The organism is Bartonella bovis 91-4, from assembly GCF_000384965.1.
In the GTDB taxonomy this organism is placed as follows: domain Bacteria; phylum Pseudomonadota; class Alphaproteobacteria; order Rhizobiales; family Rhizobiaceae; genus Bartonella; species Bartonella bovis.
The window spans coordinates 625,120-646,515 of sequence record NZ_CM001844.1 but is presented as its reverse complement, the minus strand read 5'-3'; the positions used below and the strand labels follow the sequence as shown (position 1 = coordinate 646,515).

15 protein-coding genes and 3 tRNA genes are annotated in these 21,396 nt (G+C 38.8%); 3 read left to right on the top strand and 15 right to left on the bottom strand.

Annotated elements, in window-relative coordinates; translation table 11 throughout:
- Positions 1-167: 167 nt before the first annotated feature.
- On the top strand, positions 168-1,517 hold the full coding sequence (locus tag BBBE_RS02770; RefSeq protein ID WP_010701093.1) for an SPOR domain-containing protein: 1,350 nt from the start codon (positions 168-170) through the stop codon (positions 1,515-1,517).
- Positions 1,518-1,549: 32 nt separating this feature from the next.
- The gene (locus BBBE_RS02765) at positions 1,550-1,828 is read left to right on the top strand and encodes a hypothetical protein (RefSeq protein ID WP_010701092.1); all 279 of its coding nucleotides are present in this window, start codon (positions 1,550-1,552) and stop codon (positions 1,826-1,828) included.
- A gap of 461 nt (positions 1,829-2,289) precedes the next feature.
- Here BBBE_RS02765 and BBBE_RS02760 read toward each other — a convergent pair whose 3' ends face one another.
- The 14 genes from BBBE_RS02760 to BBBE_RS02695 form a co-directional block, all read right to left on the bottom strand.
- The gene (locus BBBE_RS02760) at positions 2,290-3,687 is read right to left on the bottom strand and encodes an L-serine ammonia-lyase (protein ID WP_010701091.1); all 1,398 of its coding nucleotides are present in this window, start codon (positions 3,685-3,687) and stop codon (positions 2,290-2,292) included.
- A 352-nt stretch (positions 3,688-4,039) separates the two neighbouring features.
- Complete coding sequence (locus BBBE_RS02755) at positions 4,040-4,717, bottom strand: nitroreductase (protein WP_010701090.1); 678 nt, start codon at positions 4,715-4,717, stop codon at positions 4,040-4,042.
- 783 nt (positions 4,718-5,500) lie between these two features.
- Positions 5,501-9,712, bottom strand: a complete 4,212-nt coding sequence (rpoC, locus tag BBBE_RS02750) for a DNA-directed RNA polymerase subunit beta' (protein ID WP_010701089.1) — start codon at positions 9,710-9,712, stop codon at positions 5,501-5,503.
- Positions 9,713-9,883: 171 nt separating this feature from the next.
- Positions 9,884-14,035, bottom strand: coding sequence for a DNA-directed RNA polymerase subunit beta (gene rpoB / locus BBBE_RS02745; protein WP_010701088.1), 4,152 nt, complete (start codon positions 14,033-14,035; stop codon positions 9,884-9,886).
- Between the two features lie 286 nt (positions 14,036-14,321).
- Complete coding sequence (gene rplL / locus BBBE_RS02740; RefSeq protein ID WP_010701087.1) at positions 14,322-14,693, bottom strand: 50S ribosomal protein L7/L12; 372 nt, start codon at positions 14,691-14,693, stop codon at positions 14,322-14,324.
- 112 nt (positions 14,694-14,805) lie between these two features.
- Entirely contained in the window at positions 14,806-15,324 is a 519-nt protein-coding gene (gene rplJ / locus BBBE_RS02735; RefSeq protein WP_010701086.1) for a 50S ribosomal protein L10, read from the bottom strand.
- Positions 15,325-15,683: 359 nt separating this feature from the next.
- Positions 15,684-16,382: a 50S ribosomal protein L1 gene (gene rplA / locus BBBE_RS02730; RefSeq protein WP_010701085.1), complete on the bottom strand. Its 699-nt coding sequence runs from the start codon at positions 16,380-16,382 to the stop codon at positions 15,684-15,686.
- A 4-nt stretch (positions 16,383-16,386) separates the two neighbouring features.
- Complete coding sequence (gene rplK / locus BBBE_RS02725; protein WP_010701084.1) at positions 16,387-16,815, bottom strand: 50S ribosomal protein L11; 429 nt, start codon at positions 16,813-16,815, stop codon at positions 16,387-16,389.
- A 155-nt stretch (positions 16,816-16,970) separates the two neighbouring features.
- On the bottom strand, positions 16,971-17,501 hold the full coding sequence (gene nusG, locus BBBE_RS02720; RefSeq protein ID WP_010701083.1) for a transcription termination/antitermination protein NusG: 531 nt from the start codon (positions 17,499-17,501) through the stop codon (positions 16,971-16,973).
- 17 nt (positions 17,502-17,518) lie between these two features.
- The gene (gene secE / locus BBBE_RS02715; RefSeq protein WP_010701082.1) at positions 17,519-17,734 is read right to left on the bottom strand and encodes a preprotein translocase subunit SecE; all 216 of its coding nucleotides are present in this window, start codon (positions 17,732-17,734) and stop codon (positions 17,519-17,521) included.
- A 215-nt stretch (positions 17,735-17,949) separates the two neighbouring features.
- A tRNA-Trp gene (locus BBBE_RS02710) sits at positions 17,950-18,025 on the bottom strand.
- Positions 18,026-18,071: 46 nt separating this feature from the next.
- Positions 18,072-19,247, bottom strand: a complete 1,176-nt coding sequence (tuf, locus tag BBBE_RS02705; RefSeq protein ID WP_010701081.1) for an elongation factor Tu — start codon at positions 19,245-19,247, stop codon at positions 18,072-18,074.
- Positions 19,248-19,420: 173 nt separating this feature from the next.
- Positions 19,421-19,494 (bottom strand) — tRNA-Gly (locus BBBE_RS02700).
- A 26-nt stretch (positions 19,495-19,520) separates the two neighbouring features.
- Positions 19,521-19,604 (bottom strand) — tRNA-Tyr (locus BBBE_RS02695).
- Positions 19,605-19,804: 200 nt separating this feature from the next.
- Here BBBE_RS02695 and BBBE_RS02690 point away from each other — a divergent pair.
- On the top strand, positions 19,805-20,635 hold the full coding sequence (locus BBBE_RS02690) for a TrmH family RNA methyltransferase (RefSeq protein WP_010701080.1): 831 nt from the start codon (positions 19,805-19,807) through the stop codon (positions 20,633-20,635).
- Here BBBE_RS02690 and BBBE_RS02685 read toward each other — a convergent pair.
- Complete coding sequence (locus tag BBBE_RS02685) at positions 20,625-21,362, bottom strand: rhomboid family intramembrane serine protease (protein WP_010701079.1); 738 nt, start codon at positions 21,360-21,362, stop codon at positions 20,625-20,627. The genes BBBE_RS02690 and BBBE_RS02685 overlap by 11 nt on opposite strands.
- Positions 21,363-21,396: the final 34 nt, after the last annotated feature.

The window sequence follows — 21,396 nt, the reverse complement described above, 5'->3', positions numbered from 1 at the left end:
ATAAAGAATAAAAAACTTTCTCTTATGGTCAGATTTAAGTCGAATGGAGAAACTCAAAAAATGATTTTTATAAACAAATTAGTAACACCATTTAGCTAAATTATGTTAGACTAACTGCAGCAAGAAAGATCTTGGTGCGATTATTTGGCATAAATAAGGTATTACAAGTGTATATTAACTGGCGAAAAATTGCACCTTTCTACAAAAAAATAGTAACTTCTTTTGTTGTTTTAGCTATTTCTTATTCTTCAGCAAAGGCTACCCCTAAAGAAGCCTACCCTGATAAATACGCGGCCATTGTTATAGATGCACATACAGGCAAGACCTTATTTCAAGCCAATGCAACTTTAAAACGTTATCCCGCTTCTTTAACAAAAATGATGACGTTGTACATACTCTTTGAAGCTATGGAAGTACGCCGCGTAACGCCAAATACGCCAATCCCTATCTCAGCTTACGCAGCAGCGCGCCCACCAACGAAAATAGGTTTTAAAGCAGGTCAAACAATTTCTGTAGAAGAAGCTGCTAAAGCTCTTATTACAAAATCAGCAAATGACGTTGCGGCTGCTGTGGGTGAATATCTTGGTGGTAGTGAAACAAAATTCGCTCGAATGATGACAGTAAAAGCTCGTAAACTTGGTATGATGAATACTCGTTTTGCGAATGCTTCAGGTCTTCCAGATGTACGTAATTATTCTACAGCAAAAGATATGGCCACTTTGGCATTAGCTTTACGCAAACATTTTCCCCAACAGTATAAACTGTTTAAAACGACAAGTTTCTCTTTTCGTGGCAGAACAATTAACAATCATAATAAACTAGTAAAAACAATAAAAGGCGTTGACGGAATTAAAACAGGCTATACACAAATGTCAGGTTCTAATTTAGCCACATCAATGCATATTGAAGGACGCTCTATTGTTGCTGTGGTAATGGGAGGAAAGTCATCTGCAGAGCGTGATATTCATATGACTAACTTGTTGAACCGGTATTTACCACAAGCAAGCCGTAAGAAAACAAATAGACATTTAGTAGCTGCGGCATCCTATAACTTACCTACTGGAGCAGCCACTCCTATACCTGTTGCTAAAGCAAATCTAACCGATTTCAATGACGATATCTCTGCACTTTTAACAGCGCTTACAGCGCAACCTAATGAGTTAAACACAGCTATAGCTGCTGTAAATCAGGTGATTATGCCAACTCCTAATCCTCACAAAACCACATCTGTGGAGATAGATAAAATCATTACCGCTTCTTTACCTACAAACGGTGGATGGGCCATTCAAATTGGTTCTCTTCCCAGTAAAGAGCAAGCGAACGCTCTGCTTTCAAAAGCCAAGAATACGGCTTTTTCAGCTTTAAAGTATACATCTGCACATATGCAACTATTTGAAAAAAGTGGACATCGTTATTATCGCGCTCGATTTGTTGGTTTTCAATCAAAAAAAGCTGCGCACGATGCTTGTTCTACTTTAAAGAAAGCAAATTTTAACTGCTATACTGTAATCTATTAAAAGTTTCTGAGTTCTGCATTAAGGACAGCACCATGACATATAACGTTATTTCCCCCTCTCTTAAAAAGGGAAAACAGTTGAAGCAATCGTCCCTCTTCTCTTTACGTTCTCTTCACAATGCTGCAACTAAACTTGCTAATTTACAGCACACCCCAACGGTACCAAATACACATTCTCTCGTTAGTCTTCTTATTTGTCAAACAAATCGAAATCGTCGTTTAGCTATACCTCCTGTACGCATTCATTTACGCGTTGCAAGTCGCACAGGAAATATACCCGTCAAACTTCGTTTAGGGGCAACAAATATTTAATTCTATTGGCTATCCTCATAAGAAATACTTGATTGATCAGAGTATTCTTTCACTTTATACGATTTTAAATGTGTGGGTCTTTATTTTTAATTTATAGAGATTCCAGAATAAATTTCTATTTTTATTATTTAACACTTTATCTTTAGAGTTTAAGTAACACTTTTTTTCAAGACGCAAAAATGTTAGGTATCAATGCTGAATCTGATACTCAGCAGTATATCGCTTACCTTTATTTACAGCAAAAAAGATAATATCTACAAGACGATAATAGTATCCTGAATATTGGTGCCAACGTTTATTAAAGAGAAATTTTTCCAATCACTTGATTACTTTACTTAAACGATATTTCTTTATCAAATTCACATTTTTCCAATGCATAAGCACGCCCCAAAAGTAATGCTTCTCTTGATGCATAACTAATTGATAATCTTACCAAATGAAGTATCATTTCTTATATACGCCTAACATGATGTAACATTGCGTGCAAGGCCACCTTGACTCGTCTCTTTATAGCGTTCACTCATATCATAGCCTGTTTGACGCATTGTTTCAATACAAGCGTCAAGAGAAATAAAATGTGACCCATTACCATGCAAAGCAAGAGAAGAAGCTGTCACAGCTTTAACAGCACCCATAGCATTGCGTTCAATGCACGGAACCTGTACAAGACCAGCAACCGGATCGCATGTCATTCCCAAATGATGTTCAAGAGCAATTTCAGCAGCATTTTCAATTTGAGCGGGCGTACCACCTAATGCTGCTGTCAATCCTGCAGCTGCCATTGAAGATGCTGCCCCAACTTCACCCTGACAACCAACTTCTGCACCGGAAATAGAAGCATTATGCTTAATTATACCGCCAATAGCTGCTGCTGTTAACAAAAAATTATACACCCCTTCTCGATTGGAGCTATTATTAAATTGCAGATAACAACGTAAAACAGAAGGTACAACACCAGCTGCACCATTTGTCGGTGCAGTGACAATACGGCCACCAGCTGCATTTTCTTCATTTACTGCTATGGCATATACAGAAAGCCAATCATTGATCCAAAGTGAGTTATTACGATTTTTTTTCTGATCCTCCAAAAGCTCTTGATATAGTTTTTTGGCACGTCTTGGAATATGCAATCCACCTGGTAACTCACCTTCTTGTGAAAGCCCCCTATCAATACAATCTGACATAGCTGAGAAAATCTCATCGAGTGCAGTATCAAAAGCAACACGCTCCATCTTCGTTTCTTCATTGATACGCTTCATTTCAGCAATTGAAAGGCCTGAATTTTCTGCCATTAGTAACATTTCACTCGCTGAATCAAAAGGATATGGAACCTGAGATGTGTTTAATTTTGTATTATAATTCACATCATTTAATTCATCCTCGGTTACCACAAAACCGCCACCGATAGAATAATAAACCCGCCGCAAGAGGATGTTCCCATTAGAATCAAGCCCTTCAAATGCAAGACCATTAGCGTGCCCAGATAAAACTTCTTTTTGCTCAAAAATAAGATCATTCTGCAAATCAAAATGATAAGCAGGATGACCTATTGGTTGTACCTTTTTTTCATGTTTAACTTTTTCTAAAAGCATCCCCATATTATTAGGGTCAACAGTAGAAGCTTTTTCTCCCAACAACCCTAATATAACAGCTCTATCTGTAGCATGACCAATACCAGTAAAAGCCAACGAACCATGAAGATAAACACGAATATGAGAAATCCTCATATGAGATGAACAAGACAAATCCTCTGCTGCAATTTCTTGCAAAAACATATTAGCAGCCGTCATTGGACCCATCGTATGAGAACTAGAAGGACCAATACCAATTTTAAAAAGTTCAAAAACAGATAGAAACATCACTTACCTCAAAACAAAATGCAGATTTTGAGTATAAGTTTTTTTATTATTTTTGTCTTATTTAAAATCAAATTGTAAGATAAGCTAAAAAAATGACAGCAATAAATACCAATGTTGCGCGCCTTGCTACCGCCCAACAGTTTTTCTCTATAGTATCTTCCATCTTCAACCTTTGAGAAATTAATTAGTTACCTAAAATACCATTACTTTAGCTCAGTGAGTTTAGTAAAATAAGCATTAATATGCAACATTAAAATAAAATGGAGATCATAAATTTCATTGAAATATTTCTTATAATGTCTCAAATTCTTAAATTAATCATCCAATGCACAAGAACACTTTTTAGCACAAATCAAACAAAACGTACAAAATTTTCGATCGGTTCGCGTTCAGTCTCGAAATTGTTTTCTGGAGCGTTTACATCGCGATAACCAAGCGCCATACCGCATATAAGACGCCGCTCAGAAGGCACTGATAAAAGTGTACAAATTTGCTGATGATAATCAGCAAAAGCTGCTTGAGAGCATGTGTCTAATCCAAACCCACGTGCTACTAACATAATTGTCTGCATAAACATACCTAAATCAAGCCAGCTACCAATTTCCATATCTTGATCCATTGTAAATAAGAGTCCAACAGGTGCATCAAAAAATGAGAAATTTCGCGCATGTTGGCGAAGCATTTTTTCCTGTTCACCCTTCTGGATTTCAAGGCTTTTATAAAGATCCAAACCAACTTTTCGGCGCCTAGAAAGATAAGGCTCTCGCCACTGGCGGGGATAATAATGATATTCACGCTCTCCTTTCACACCTGATAATACAAGCCGTGAAAGTTCCTCCCCTACTTTCTTCAACATATCCCCTGTTATAACAATTACTTGCCAAGGTTGAAGATTTGCTCCAGATGGTGCTCGCGCGGCGAGTTTTAAAATTTTCTTGATTGTTTCCTGCTCAACAGGTTGGTTAGTAAAAGCTCTAATTGATTTTCGTGATAAAATAGATTGAAAAATATCAAAAGTAGAATTAGCCATTATTTTTTACTTTCCACTTATAAGAAAATAAATTGAAATATCATTGCTGTCTAATAAAGAAAATTTTCTATGGCAAAAGAAAAACCTACGCAATGTACTTAAATAAAATATACTCGTTTCCAAAAAATGAGCTCTCAAATGTCCATTACTTTAATTAGTATGAAGACTATTATTTAAGCTAAGATTTGAGTTATATCTCACATATTTTCCATTATATTAACTCATGAAAATCTACAAATTCTTACGTATAATAGCACAATTTTTATTGTCAGCTTCAACTTCTAATTTTTCCACCATAACACCACCACTAATACCTCTTTAAAAAAGATAGTACAGAATGAGTTAATAAATCATTTCTGTAATAATCACGGTCTAATTATATTAGACTTTAAAATCTATTATACTTAATTACATAAGGCATCTGCTGATAAACTGAATAAACTCATTTTTTGCGTATATGAACGTATTAAACACTTAAAAGCAATCATTTTTAGATTATTTTAAGCAATTTTATCGCTCTTTCTATCTCTCTTATAACCTTCTATCTGTTGACATAATTTTCTATGTGGTTGCACAACAATTAAAACCTTATAGCTAAACAATAAGCATTGCTGATATCATCATCAATGAATGCAAAAACAAAGAAAATCTACAATTGCTTATAATTTTACAGTCATATTTATTAGAATATAATCTGTTTATTGTTGTATTTCAAAACTAAAAAAATGCCTGAATAAAATTCAGGCATTTCCCTATTACCCCTTTGGCATATATTAATCAAAATTACTCAACAGCTACATTAGCCGTCATATCCGTTAACATAGCTTTGCTCTCTTCACTACGATGAGATTTACGCTGTTCATCTACAATCAAATCATCACGAATGGTAGCAATACGACGAATTTGAGCAATTGTGCCACCTGTACCTGCAGGAATAAGCCGACCAACAATAACATTCTCCTTCAGCCCTTGCAAAGTATCAATCTTTCCAGAAACTGCTGCTTCAGTAAGTACCCGAGTTGTTTCCTGAAACGATGCCGCTGAAATAAAGGATGGTGTCTGAAGAGACGCTTTCGTAATCCCAAGAAGTATAGGGTTACCAGATGCAGGCTTTTTACCTTCTGCAATTAGATTATCATTGATTTCATCTAATTCAATACGATCAACATTGTCACCTGGAATATAACCAGAATCTCCAGATTCTGTAATTTCAACTTTCTGCAACATCTGACGAACAATCACCTCAATGTGCTTATCATTAATCAAAACACCCTGTAAACGATAAACTTCTTGAATTTCATTAACAAGGTAAGACGCCAAAGCTTCAACACCCTTAATTGCTAAAATATCATGAGGTGCTGGATTACCATCAAGAATATAATCACCTTTTTCAATCTGATCGCCTTCTTGTAAATGAAATAGCTTACCCTTTGGAATTAAATATTCTACGGGCTCAAGATTTGCATCATTTGGTTCGATAATAATGCGGCGTTTATTTTTATAACCCCGGCCGAACCGAACTGTACCACTGATTTCAGCAATGACAGCATGATCTTTTGGACGCCGTGCTTCGAAAAGTTCAGCCACGCGCGGCAAACCACCTGTAATATCTTTGGTCTTAGCACTTTCCATTGGCAAACGCGCAATAACATCACCCGCCTTAACGTAAGAGCCAAGCTCAACAGAAAGGATAGTATCCACTGACATCATGTAGCGAGCTTCACCCCCTTTATGCAATTTAGCAATACGCTCACCTTTTTTATCTGAGTGGATGACAATTGCTGGTTTTAATTCAGCACTGCGTGGATTAGCACGCCAATCAATCACCAAACGTTTCGTAATCCCTGTGGATTCATCAGCTGTTTCAGTTACTGATAAACCATCAATCATATCCTCAAAACCTATATAACCATCAACTTCAGTGAGAATTGGGCGTGTGTAAGGATCCCACTCGGCTATACGTTGCCCACGTTTGACAACATCACCATCATCAACAAAAATGCGCGAACCATAACTAATACGATGCACAACACGCTCTTTACCAGTCTCATCCTTGACAATAACAGCCATATTGCGCCCCATAACTACCAAATGACCTTCAGAATTGCGGACTACATTACGATTACGCAATTCCACTGTACCTTCATAAGACGCTTCAAAATAGGACGAATCAACAACCTGTGCCGTTCCCCCTAAGTGGAATGTACGCATAGTAAGCTGTGTTCCTGGTTCACCGATTGACTGAGCCGCAATCACACCAACTGCTTCACCTTGATTGACCGGTGTTCCACGTGCCAAATCACGACCATAACATTTAGCACAAACACCAAGACGTGTTTCACAAGTTAAAGCAGAACGAATCTGAACAGACTGAATTCCTGCCTCTTCAATTCTAGCGACATCAGCTTCCTCAATCATCGCGCCACCTTGAAGGATAACTTCACCAGAAACTGGGTGCAAAATATCAAAAAGTGCTGTACGACCAAGAATTCTCTGACCAAGTGACGCAACAATCTGTCCTGCATCAACGATTGGCTGCATAGTAAGACCCTTTATAGTGCCACAATCAACTGCTGAAATAATAGCATCCTGTGCAACATCAACAAGACGCCGTGTTAGATAACCAGAGTTAGCGGTTTTTAACGCAGTATCAGCGAGCCCTTTACGAGCACCATGGGTCGAGTTAAAGTATTCGTTAACAGTTAAACCTTCCTTAAAATTAGAGATGATCGGTGTTTCGATAATTTCACCGGATGGTTTTGCCATTAATCCACGCATACCGGCTAACTGTCTCATCTGATTCGCAGAACCACGCGCACCTGAATGCGACATCATGTAGATTGAATTCATTTGTCGCTGAGAACCTGTCTTAGGATCAAATGCAACAGCCTGAATACGCTTCATCATTTCATCCGCAATACGATCAGTACATTTACCCCAAGCGTCTACAACTTTGTTATATTTTTCACCCTGTGTAATCAAACCATCATTATATTGCTGCTCATACTCTTTAGCTAAAGCTTCTGTTTCTGCAACCAAACGCGATTTGCTATCGGGGATAACCATATCATCTTTACCAAAGGAAATGCCAGCACGACAAGCGTGAGAAAAACCAAGTTGCATAATACGATCACAGAAAATAACCGTTTCTTTTTGTCCACAATGCCGATAAACTTGATCAATTATTTTAGAAATGTTCTTTTTAGTCATCTCCTGATTAACAATATCAAACGAGATATTTGGATTTTTAGGTAAAAGCTCGCCAATAATCAAACGACCAGGTGTTGTGTCATAGAGCTTGGCAATCTCTTTACCATTCTCATCTATATTCTTAAAACGGCCTTTGATCTTCGTATGAAGAGTTACAACCTTGTTCTCTAAAGCGTGATACAACTCACCCATATCAGCAAACACCATCCCTTCACCTGGCTCTTTATCAGAAACAATTGAAAGATAATAAAGACCAAGGACCATATCTTGTGATGGAACAATAATTGGCGCACCATTGGCTGGATGTAGAATATTATTAGTCGACATCATTAAAACACGAGCTTCAAGCTGAGCTTCAAGCGAAAGAGGAATGTGCACTGCCATTTGATCCCCATCAAAATCCGCGTTAAAAGCTGTACACACTAATGGATGAAGCTGTATTGCTTTCCCCTCAATCAAAACAGGCTCAAAAGCTTGAATACCTAGACGGTGAAGTGTTGGTGCACGATTTAGCAAAACAGGATGTTCACGAATAACTTCATCCAAAATATCCCAAACTTCCGGATGCTCTTTTTCAACAAGCTTTTTTGCTTGTTTTACAGTCGATGAATAACCTTTTGCATCAAGTCGCGCATAAATAAATGGCTTAAATAATTCGAGAGCCATTTTTTTTGGAAGGCCACATTGATGCAATTTTAATTCTGGCCCTGTAACAATAACAGAACGGCCTGAATAATCAACACGCTTACCAAGTAAGTTTTGACGGAAACGTCCTTGCTTACCTTTTAGCATATCTGAAAGTGACTTTAACGGACGTTTATTTGCCCCAGTAATCACGCGCCCACGGCGACCATTATCAAATAATGCATCGACTGCTTCTTGCACCATACGCTTTTCATTGCGTACAATAATTCCAGGAGCACGCAGCTCAATCAGCCGTTTTAAACGATTATTACGATTTATAACACGCCGATAGAGATCATTTAAATCCGATGTCGCAAAACGACCACCATCAAGTGGAACCAATGGACGCAAATCCGGCGGAATCACTGGAATTGTTTTCATAATCATCCATTCCGGTTTATTACCAGATTCAATGAAGCTTTCAACAATCTTAAGCCGTTTAATCAGTTTTTTTTGTTTCAATTCCGAAGTTGTTTCAACTAATTCGGCGCGTAAATCATTCGCTATTTTATCCAATTCCATTGCGGCAAGAAGCTCATAAATAGCTTCTGCACCAATCATAGCGGTAAATTGATCCTCTCCAAATTCATCAATAGCCAGCATATATTCTTCTTCGGAAAGAAGCTGGTGCATCTTAAGAGAGGTCAAACCTGGTTCGGTAACAATATAATTTTCAAAATAAAGAATTCTTTCGATATCCTTTAAAGTTAAATCCAAAAGAGTAGAAATACGACCTGGTAATGACTTAAGGAACCAAATATGAGCAACTGGTGCCGCAAGCTCAATATGCCCCATGCGCTCACGACGTACACGCGAAAGAGTAACCTCTACACCACATTTCTCACAGATAATGCCTTTATATTTCATACGTTTATATTTGCCACATAGACATTCATAGTCTTTAATAGGACCAAATATACGCGCACAAAAGAGACCATCACGCTCTGGCTTAAATGTCCGATAATTAATAGTCTCTGGCTTTTTGATCTCACCGTATGACCAGGATAGAATCTTTTCAGGACTCGCAATTGAAATACGAATAGAGTCAAATGTCTGTGTTGGTACCTGAGGATTGAAAAGATTCATGACCTCGTGGCTCATGCTGTTCTCCTTCAAAGATTTTTAGAATCCGCTGCGATAGTTCTTTCTTTTATCACAGTCTCATTTAAAACTTATTTCTACTTTCAAAATCACTTTTGCTATCTTAATAGAATTCTGTATTACAGCCTTTCAAGGCGATTAGAGTGCACCACTTCGTGTGCGCCCTTAAATTTATTGCTCTGTTGCATCAGACAGCACCTGGTGTGCCATAAATCCACGCGCATCATCAAGCTCTACATTAAGACCAAGTGAGCGCATTTCTTTTACCAACACATTAAAGCTTTCAGGTATACCTGCCTCAAATGTATCATCACCACGAACAATCGCTTCATAAACTTTTGTCCGACCAGCCACATCATCCGATTTAACTGTCAACATCTCTTGCAAAGTATATGCAGCACCATAAGCTTCAAGAGCCCAGACTTCCATTTCACCAAAACGTTGACCGCCGAATTGAGCTTTACCACCTAATGGTTGCTGAGTAACAAGTGAATAAGGCCCAATTGAACGTGCGTGAATTTTGTCATCAACAAGATGATGCAATTTAAGCATGTAAATATAACCTACCGTTACCGGACGATCAAAAGGCTCTCCTGTACGGCCATCGTAAAGTGTCACCTGCCCTGAACTATCCAAACCTGCGTCTTCTAACATCATATTGATATCAGCTTCATGAGCACCATCAAAAACAGGTGTTGCAATTGAAACACCCTTTTTCATCTGAAGCGCCAATTTAAAAAGACTTTCATTATTATACTGACGCACTGGTTCATTACGGTCATTATCAGGAATGAGATTCTCAATACACTGACGTAAAGGAAGTATATCCCCAGTCCCTTGATAAAGTTCAACCAATTTACCAATTTTTTTACCCATTCCTGCACACGCCCAACCAAGATGTGTTTCAAGAATTTGACCAACATTCATACGACTGGGGACACCCAGTGGATTTAACACAATATCAGCATGCGTTCCATCTTCAAGAAAAGGCATATCTTCAACAGGAAGAATGCGTGATACAACACCCTTATTACCATGACGCCCTGCCATTTTATCTCCTGGTTGGATTTTTCGCTTTACAGCTACAAAAACCTTCACCATTTTCATGACACCAGGAGGCATTTCGTCGCCTCTTTGAACTTTTTCAACCTTATCCATAAAGCAACGTTGCAATGTTTCTTTTGATTCATCATATTGCTTACGTAAAGCTTCAATTTCATTTTGAATCTTTTCATCATCAACAGCAAATTGCCACCATTGCGACCGTGGATAAGAATCCATTACTGCGCTATCAAGCTTCTTGCCTTTTGAAAATCCTTTCGGACCTTCTATCGCAACTTTATCTTTCAACATATCCGCAAGACGTGCATAAACGTTTCTATCAAGAATCGATTGCTCATCATCACGATCTTTGGCTAAACGCTCAATTTCCTCACGTTCAATCGCCATCGCACGTTCATCTTTTTCCACACCATGACGGTTAAAAACACGCACCTCAACAACAGTACCAAAAGTTCCAGGAGGCATCCGCATAGAGGTATCACGAACATCTGAAGCTTTTTCACCAAAAATAGCACGCAAAAGTTTTTCTTCCGGTGTCATCGGACTTTCACCTTTTGGCGTAATCTTACCAACTAAAATATCGCCAGGCTGAACTTCAGCACCAATATAAACAATACCAGCCTCATCAAGATTCCTTAACGCCTCTTCCGCAACATTAGGAATATCACGAGTAATCTCTTCCGGCCCAAGTTTAGTATCACGTGCAGCGACTTCAAACTCTTCAATATGAATCGAAGTGAATACATCATCAGCAACGATACGCTCAGAAAGCAGAATAGAATCCTCATAATTGTAACCATTCCAAGGCATAAATGCCACAAGAACATTTCGTCCAAGAGCTAAATCACCAAGATCAGTTGACGGACCATCAGCAATGATATCACCTTTCTCTACCCGATCACCAACATGCACGAGAGGACGCTGATTAATACAAGTAGACTGATTGGAACGCTGAAATTTTTGTAAACGATAAATATCAACACCAGACTTTGAAGGATCTAGATCCTCCGTTGCACGAATAACAATACGTGTTGCATCAACCTGATCAACAATACCACTACGTTTTGCACCAATAGCAGCTCCAGAATCACGAGCAACTATCGATTCCATACCTGTACCGACAAATGGTGCCTCAGCACGTATAAGCGGAACCGCTTGACGCTGCATATTTGAACCCATTAGTGCACGATTTGCATCATCATTTTCTAGAAATGGAATAAGAGCAGCAGCCACTGAAACCAACTGTTTTGGTGAAACATCCATCAAATCCACGTGATCACGTGGAGCCATTAAAACTTCACCTGCGTGACGGCAAACTACAAACTCTTCCGTAAAACGCCCTTCTGAATCTAATGAAGAATTAGCTTGAGCCACATAATGTTTTGATTCTTCCATCGCAGAAAGGTAAATCACCTCTGTTGTCACTTTACCATCAATAATTTTGCGATATGGACTTTCAATAAAACCATATTTATTAACTCGTGCAAATGTTGCTAAAGAATTAATAAGACCAATATTAGGGCCCTCAGGCGTTTCAATTGGGCAAATACGACCATAATGCGTAGGATGCACATCACGTACCTCAAAGCCTGCACGCTCACGCGTTAAACCACCTGGTCCAAGAGCAGAAAGACGACGTTTATGGGTAATTTCTGATAAGGGATTAGTTTGATCCATAAATTGCGACAATTGCGAAGATCCAAAAAACTCACGGACCGCTGCAGCTGCTGGTTTTGCATTAATCAAATCTTGCGGCATAACAGTATCAATTTCAACAGATGACATACGCTCTTTTATTGCGCGCTCCATACGAAGCAAGCCAATCCGATACTGATTTTCCATTAATTCCCCGACTGATCGAACACGACGATTGCCAAGGTTATCAATATCATCAATCTCACCATGGCCATCACGTAATTCAACTAACATCTTAACAACGCCAAGAATATCTTCCTGACGTAAAACACGAACCGTATCAGGGCAATCAAGACCCATACGCAAATTCATTTTAACACGGCCAACAGCTGAAAGATCATATCGTTCAGGATCAAAAAACAACGAAAGAAACATAGCCTCCGCCGTATCTATTGTTGGCGGCTCACCTGGACGCATTACCCGATAGATATCAAACAATGCATCTTGTCGACTTTCATTTTTATCCACCTTTAAAGTATTGCGGATATACGCACCAACATTCATGTGATCAATATCAAGAACATCAATTTGATCAGCATTAATATCAAACAAAATTTTCAATGCTTTGTCGTCAATTTCATCACCGGCTTCAAGATAAATTTCACCTGTTTGATAATTAACAATATCTTCCGCCAGATAAGACCCTAATAAATCATCTTCACTGACTCTAATCGCTTTCAGACCATTTTCTGCCAAAAGTTTTGCAGTACGAACTGTGAGTTTTTTACCCGCTTCTGCAACTATTTCACCACTATCCGCATCAATAAGGTCAGAAACCAACTTCATACCTTTAAAGCGATCAATTGAATAAGGAATACGCCAACCATCTTCAACCCGCTCATAGGTAATTTTATTATAAAATGTTGACAAAATATCTGAGGCATCCATACCTAACGCCATCAAAAGGCTCGTAACTGGAATCTTACGCCGCCGATCAATACGGGCATAAATAATATCTTTAGAATCGAACTCAATATCAAGCCAAGAACCACGATAAGGAATTACACGAGCCGCAAAAAGCAATTTTCCTGATGAATGAGATTTTCCCTTATCATGATCAAAAAACACCCCTGGAGAACGATGCATCTGCGAAACAATAACACGCTCTGTACCATTAATGACAAAAGTACCATTACTCGTCATTAAAGGCATATCACCCATATAAACGCCCTGCTCTTTAATATCTTTGATATCTTTCGAACCTGTATCTTCATCAATATCAAACACGATTAAACGCAATATCACCTTTAATGGAGCTGCATAAGTCAAATCACGCTGACGGCACTCTTCAACATCAAATTTTGGTAAATCAAATTCATAACGAACAAATTCGAGTATAGCTGTACCAGAAAAATCCGAAATAGGAAACACTGATTTAAAAACAGCTTGTAAACCTTCATCTGGACGCCCACCTTCCGGCTCCTCAATCATGAGAAATTGATCATATGATGCTTTTTGGACCTCAATAAGATTCGGCATCTCTGCCACCTCAGGAATCTTACCAAAAAACTTGCGTACGCGCTTACGACCATTGAATTGAGACATCATCGCTAGGGTCTGAGCCATCGTCGTTCCTCGATCTTTACTATTCAAGGCAGACTAAACCTTGAAAGCTCCATACCATTAGTCTGCATGCACAGACCAGTTTATTTGATACCCTGTGAGCATAGATTACCTTCATATACCTAACCAAATATTTATCTATTTAGTCCCGTTACAAAGTCCTCACAGATTAAACCTACCTCTCTTCTCACAGCTACTAAACTGTTAGGAAAAAGGCTTTATCAATCAAGCACTCTCCCCTAAAAAAGAGGAAGTCGGTGGACATAAACGCCCACCAACATAATTAAAATTACTTAAGTTCAACCTTAGCACCTGCTGCTTCGAGTTGAGCTTTAATTTTTTCTGCCTCGTCTTTCGAAGCACCTTCTTTAATAGGCTTAGGTGCTCCTTCAACCAAGTCTTTTGCTTCCTTAAGACCAAGGCCTGTAAGAGCACGAACTTCTTTAATGACATTAATTTTTTGAGCACCGCCATCAACAAGAATAACATCAAAATCTGTCTTCTCTTCAGCAACTGGAGCAGCCGCACCACCAACAGCAGCAACCGCCACAGGAGCAGCAGCGGAAACACCCCATTTTTCTTCAAGTAATTTCGAAAGCTCAGCAGCTTCTAAAACAGTAAGGTTAGAAAGATCTTCCACGATCTTGATTAGATCAGCCATTTTAAAATTCCTTCAATTAAAAGGTTTGAATCATTGTCTAAAATTTATCTCACAAACAGAAAAGCGCTAAAACCTCTCTGTATCTGTGAAATCTGTGAAAAACAAAACAGTGCTAAGCCGCTTGGCCCTCCTGAGCATATGCACCAACAACACGTGCAACTTGACTTGCAGGAGCATTGACAACTTGAGCAACACGAGTTGCAGGAGTGGAAATCATGCCTACAAGCTTTGCTCGCAATTCGCTTAATGAAGGCAACGAAGCTAATGATTTCACAGCATCAACACTCAAACTTGTTACACCCATCGAACCACCAAGGATAACAAATTTCTCATTCGTTTTTGCAAAATCAACAGCAACCTTGGGCGCTACAATTGGATCTTCTGAATAAGCAATAAGCGTCTGCCCAGCAAACAGATCTCTCATTGATTCAGAATCCGTACCCTGAAGGGCAATTTTAGCAAGGCGGTTTTTGGCGACTTTAACAGCACCACCTGCTTCGCTCATTTTTGAACGAAGATCGTTCATCTGCGAAACTGTTAAACCAGAATAATGCGCAACAATGACACAACCAGACTTCTGAAAAGCCTCATTAAGCCATGTGACAAATTTGCGTTTTTCCGCTCTATTCACTGTTTCTCTCCATTTAACAGGCCTGCTAAAACAAACCTGTTGGTTACCTTTGATAACATAAAACTACTTTTCTATGCTACCGACGAGGATCCTGCCCCCTTCTTCACGCACAAACGATCAAAAGGCAACCTTGGCTCAAACCCTTTAAGTCTCTTAACTTAAAGCTTTTACCCCAGTCTCATGCAGGCTTTCTTTCGATTAAGATACCCAAAGTATCACCCACAATCTCGGACAGGACATCCCGGAATTTCTTCCGGTATGACCCAAGCTTAAAAAAGCTTAGATAACTGGATGCTAGATAAAACCAACAACCTAAAACTACAATAACTACTTACAATAAAATCATAAGTTTGCTTAACCTATTCTGTACAAATTGTTGCAGGATCAATCTTAACTCCAACTCCCATTGTTGAAGAGACTGCAACTCGCTTAATATATTCACCTTTTGCACCTTGCGGCTTAGCTTTAGCAACTGTATCAGCGAAAGCTTTAATATTTTCCACGATTTGATCAACCCCAAAAGAAGCCTTACCAATACCAGCATGTACAATACCAGCTTTTTCAACACGAAACTCAACAGCACCGCCTTTAGAAGCTTTAACAGCACCAGCAACATCAAGCGTCACAGTGCCAACTTTCGGATTTGGCACCAACCCCCGTGGACCAAGAATTTTACCAAGACGACCAACAAGAGGCATCATATCTGGCGTTGCAATACAACGATCAAAATCAATCACCCCAGCATTAATAGTCTCAAACAAATCTTCAGCACCTACAACATCAGCACCAGCAGCCTTTGCTTCTTCAGCCTTGTTACCACGCGCAAAAACAGCAACACGGATATTTCTTCCTGTCCCATTAGGCAAATGAGCAACACCTCTGACCATTTGATCTGCATGACGAGGATCAACACCCAAATTCATCGAAATCTCAATTGTTTCATCGAACTTAGCAACCGCACGCTCTTTAACCATTGAAACAGCGTCTGTTAAGGCATAGAGTTTATTAAAATCAATACCTTCACGAATTTTCTTTATTCTCTTTGCTACTTTTACCATAACATTAGCCTACAACTTCTAAACCCATCGAGCGAGCAGAGCCTTCAACCATACGCATCGCCGCTTCAATGTCATTTGTATTAAGATCTTTCATTTTTGCTTCTGCAATCAAATGAATCTTATCACGAGAAATAGTTCCTGCAGATATCTTACCAGGCTCTTTTGAACCAGATTTCAAATTCGCCTCCTTCTTTAAAAAAAATGATACAGGAGGAGTTTTTAGAGAGAATGTAAAAGACTTATCTTGATAATAAGTAATAATTACTGGAATTGGAGCTCCTTTTTCCATTTCCTGTGTAGCAGCATTAAACGCCTTACAGAATTCCATAATATTAATACCACGCTGACCAAGAGCGGGACCAATTGGGGGAGAAGGAGTAGCCGCCCCCGCTGGAACTTGCAATTTTAGTTGCCCTGCACTTTTTTTTGCCATAATAACCTGCCCTTAATTTAAACTGGTAAACTGGCAATTCATCACACAGTATACCCTCTGCAGTTGGGTAGTTCGGATCATTAAGCCGGCAAAAGCCATAAAATCACCTTCTACCTATTATCTTTCAAAGTGACCAAATATCACTTTAAGTTCAATCAGAGTTTTTCAACTTGACTAAATTCCAAATCAACAGGTGTAGGGCGTCCAAAAATTATCACCTCAACCTTAAGGCGAGAACGCTCTTCTTCAACCTCTTGAACAATACCATTAAACGAAACAAAAGGCCCATCAGCTACCCGGACCTGTTCACCAACCTCAAACAAAATAGAAGATTTAGGAGACTCAACACCTTCTTGTACTTGTTTAAGAATATGCTCAATCTCCCGATCAGAAATAGGAACTGGCCGTGCATCTGAACCCAAAAAACCTGTTACTTTAGGAGTATTTTTAATGAGATGATAAACCTCATCTGTTAACTCAGCACAAACCAAAACATAACCAGGAAAAAATTTACGTTCAGAATCAACCCTACGACCCCGACGAACTTCAACAACACGCTCAGTTGGAACGAAAATCTTTTCAAATAAATAATCAAGCCCTTTTTGTTTTGCTTCTTTTTCAATAGCTTCCGCTACTTTTTTTTCAAAGTTTGAATATGCTTGAACAATATACCAACGAGCAGCCACAGTCACACTTCCTTGCACTATCGACCAAAAAGGTACTTTAGGAGATCAATACCTTGCCACACACCAAAATTTATAATCTGATCTACAATAAAAAATAAAATCGAAGCAAACGCCGCCAACACCAATACCATAATAGTAGAGACCACTGTTTCACGCCGCGTAGGCCATTTTACTTTAGCTGTTTCCGCAAGAACCTGCTTAAAAAAAGTAATGGGATTGGTTCTAGATGCCATCAGTTACACTACATTCTTTCTAAACTTACCGTAAATCATATAACAAAATACATACAATAAAAACCCGAAAAGTCATAATCAACTTTACGCAGTTTCCTTTACTTTATTATTCAATACCGATTCATACACAAAAAAACAAGTCCTGTACAAAAAAAAGCAAGAAGGAAGTTAAAAAGACTCCCTTCGCTAACAATATATTAAAAACTATAACTACATGGCAGGGGCAGCAGGATTCGAACCCGCGACCTGCGGTTTTGGAGACCGCTGCTCTACCAACTGAGCTATACCCCTATCTTTGAAGCCCCTTCCTTCAAAGCCTTTTCATTAATTATTGATATTATTCAATGATCTTAGAAACGATACCAGCTCCGACAGTACGCCCCCCTTCACGGATAGCAAAACGAAGCTTTTCTTCCATTGCAATCGGAACAATTAAAGAAACATCCATTGCAACATTATCACCTGGCATAACCATTTCCGTACCTTCTGGAAGCGTAACAATCCCTGTCACATCCGTAGTGCGGAAATAAAACTGTGGACGATAATTCGTGAAAAACGGTGTATGACGACCACCCTCATCTTTCGTCAAAATATAAGCCTCAGCTTTAAACTTGGTATGCGGTGTAACAGAACCAGGCTTTGCCAAAACTTGTCCACGTTCAATCCCTTCACGATCAATACCACGAAGCAATGCACCTATATTATCACCTGCCTGACCTTGATCTAAAAGCTTACGGAACATCTCAACACCTGTAACCGTCGTTTTAGAAGTCGGACGAATACCTATAATCTCGATTTCTTCACCAACTTTAATAATTCCACGTTCAACACGACCCGTGACAACCGTTCCACGCCCAGATATCGAAAAAACATCCTCTATAGGCATCAAAAATGGTTGATCAACCGGACGTTCAGGTGTTGGAATATAATTATCAACTTCACTCATCAAACGACGAACTGCATCTTCACCTATACTTTTATCTGAATCCTCAAGAGCCGCCAACGCAGAACCCTTAACAATCGGTATATCATCTCCTGGGAAGTCGTATTTCGAAAGAAGCTCCCGAACTTCAAGCTCAACAAGCTCTAAAAGCTCAGCATCATCAACCTGATCAACCTTATTAAGAAAAACTACAATCGCAGGAACACCAACCTGACGTGCTAACAAAATATGCTCACGCGTCTGAGGCATCGGTCCATCAGCTGCTGAAACAACCAAAATCGCTCCATCCATTTGCGCCGCTCCTGTGATCATGTTCTTCACATAATCCGCATGTCCAGGACAATCAACGTGCGCATAGTGACGTTGCTCTGTTTCATATTCAACATGCGCTGTTGAAATGGTAATTCCACGCGCACGCTCCTCAGGAGCAGCATCAATTTGGTCATACGCTTTAAATTCACCAAAATACTTCGTAATCGCTGCTGTCAATGACGTCTTCCCATGGTCAACGTGACCTATCGTACCTATATTAACATGCGGCTTCGTACGTTCAAATTTGCTCTTTGCCATCGCCGTCGTTCTCTTGTCTTGTCCATGCCTGAAAAACAGGCTTTTAAAAGTGAATCCCATCGATCTGATATATCAGATCGATTACTACAACTTTAAGACGAAAATATTCGCCTCATTTACTATGATGAAAGTATCCTTTCATCATAGTTATTCGCCAATCGCTAACAACTATTTGGAGCGGGTAGCGGGAATCGAACCCGCATATTCAGCTTGGAAGGCTGCTGCTCTACCATTGAGCTATACCCGCCCATGCACTGACTTTACTTCAACGAATGGTGGAGGGGGTTGGATTCGAACCAACGTAGCATACGCAACGGATTTACAGTCCGCCCCCTTTAACCACTCGGGCACCCCTCCATTCCATTGGTAAAGTTGTGCGATAAGGCATTATAGCAACCAATTTTTTCTTATTCAATTTAAATTGGCCGCGAGGCGGTTATGACGATTAGTAACGTATCTGTCAACAAAATAAATATGGTTCTGTACAAATTTCCTACTAAATTTTAGACTTTATGTTTTTTCTATTACATTCATTTTGAACACGCTATAAGAACAATATGAAAGAAAAAATATCTAAAAATTCTTATTTTCCTCACTCTTACCGCCAATATCGCAATACAAAAAGCTTTATTCCTATGCCTTCAGCACACCTAAAACACCAATCTTCTTCATTAACACAAAGTACAGTCTACCTTTACGGTATTCACTCAGTCAAAGAAGCTCTTAAAAATCCCAAGAGAGTTTTTAATCATCTCTATGCTACACCCAATGCCTTAAAACGGTTAAACATAACTGAATCAGACTTACCTTGCCCTTTAAAACTATACCCACCTAAAAAACTCGACGCACTTGTTGGAAAAGACGCAGTTCATCAAGGTGTTGTCTTAGAAACTGAAGTTCTTAAACCACGACATTTATCTGAACTCACAAATACTAACCTTATCATTGTAATGGATCAAATCACTGATCCGCATAATGTTGGCGCTATTATGCGTTCTGCAGTCGCATTTAAAGCTGGAGCAATTATCACCACTTCTCGTCATTCACCACAAGAGAGCGGTGTGCTTGCTAAAGCAGCTTCTGGAGCTTTGGAACTTATCGAGTATATCACTGTACGAAACCTTTCTGAAGCGCTTAAAGAGATTCATCAAGCCGGTTTTAACAGTATTGGACTTGATTCAGAAGGCGCATTGCCTTTAGAGACAGCATTAACAGGTAAGAAAATTGCTCTTATCCTAGGAGCAGAAGGTAAAGGTTTGCGCAAAAAAACACGTGAGACTGTTCACTCATTAGCACGGCTTAATATACCTGGAGATATTAAATCATTAAATGTCTCAAATGCAGCAGCAATAGCACTTTATGCTACTCATAATTATCTTAAATATTAATTTTTAACTTTTTCCATGGATGATCAAAAAAACTAATCAATATAAAACCTGAAATAAGTCCACCAACATGAGCTTCCCATGCTATTAAAATATCACTGTTTCCAAATAGATATGGAAATATACCTGTAAGACAGTTAATTATAAGCCACACACCAATATAAACAAGAACAGTCTTTGAACGAAGTGCTTTCCTGATAGGCCAAACAGGACCTAAAAATCTCTCACTGCGCATATTGGAATCAAAAACAGAAAAAAAACCATAACGCGCAATAGCACCCATCATTCCAGAAATTGCTCCTGATGCTCCAACAAGTGGTATCATATTATCTTGATGAAAAATAAAATAGGTCAATGCAGAAATACCTGCTGTTAATATCCAAAAAAATAAAAAACGTAAATTACCAAAATGCCTTGCTAAAGGAGACCCAAAAACCAAAAGCCAAACCATGTTCATAACAACATGTCCAAAACTGCCATGCATAAATGAGTAACTAACAATGGTATAGCAAAACATTAAAGGTTCAGCTTGGAAAAAAAATGGTATAAATGAAAAAAGAATAAGACTTTTAATATATAACTGATCAGAAAAGAAATATTGAGGAATAATATAGCCTAAAAAACAAAACACTATCAAAACAATTACAATCAATGGAACATTGAACAATGACTCTTTAAATTGTTTTGATAATAACGGAGAGTTATTATGTTGAGAAGTAAAATCCCACATTTAAAAAAATCTCCATCTTATTTATGATATCAAT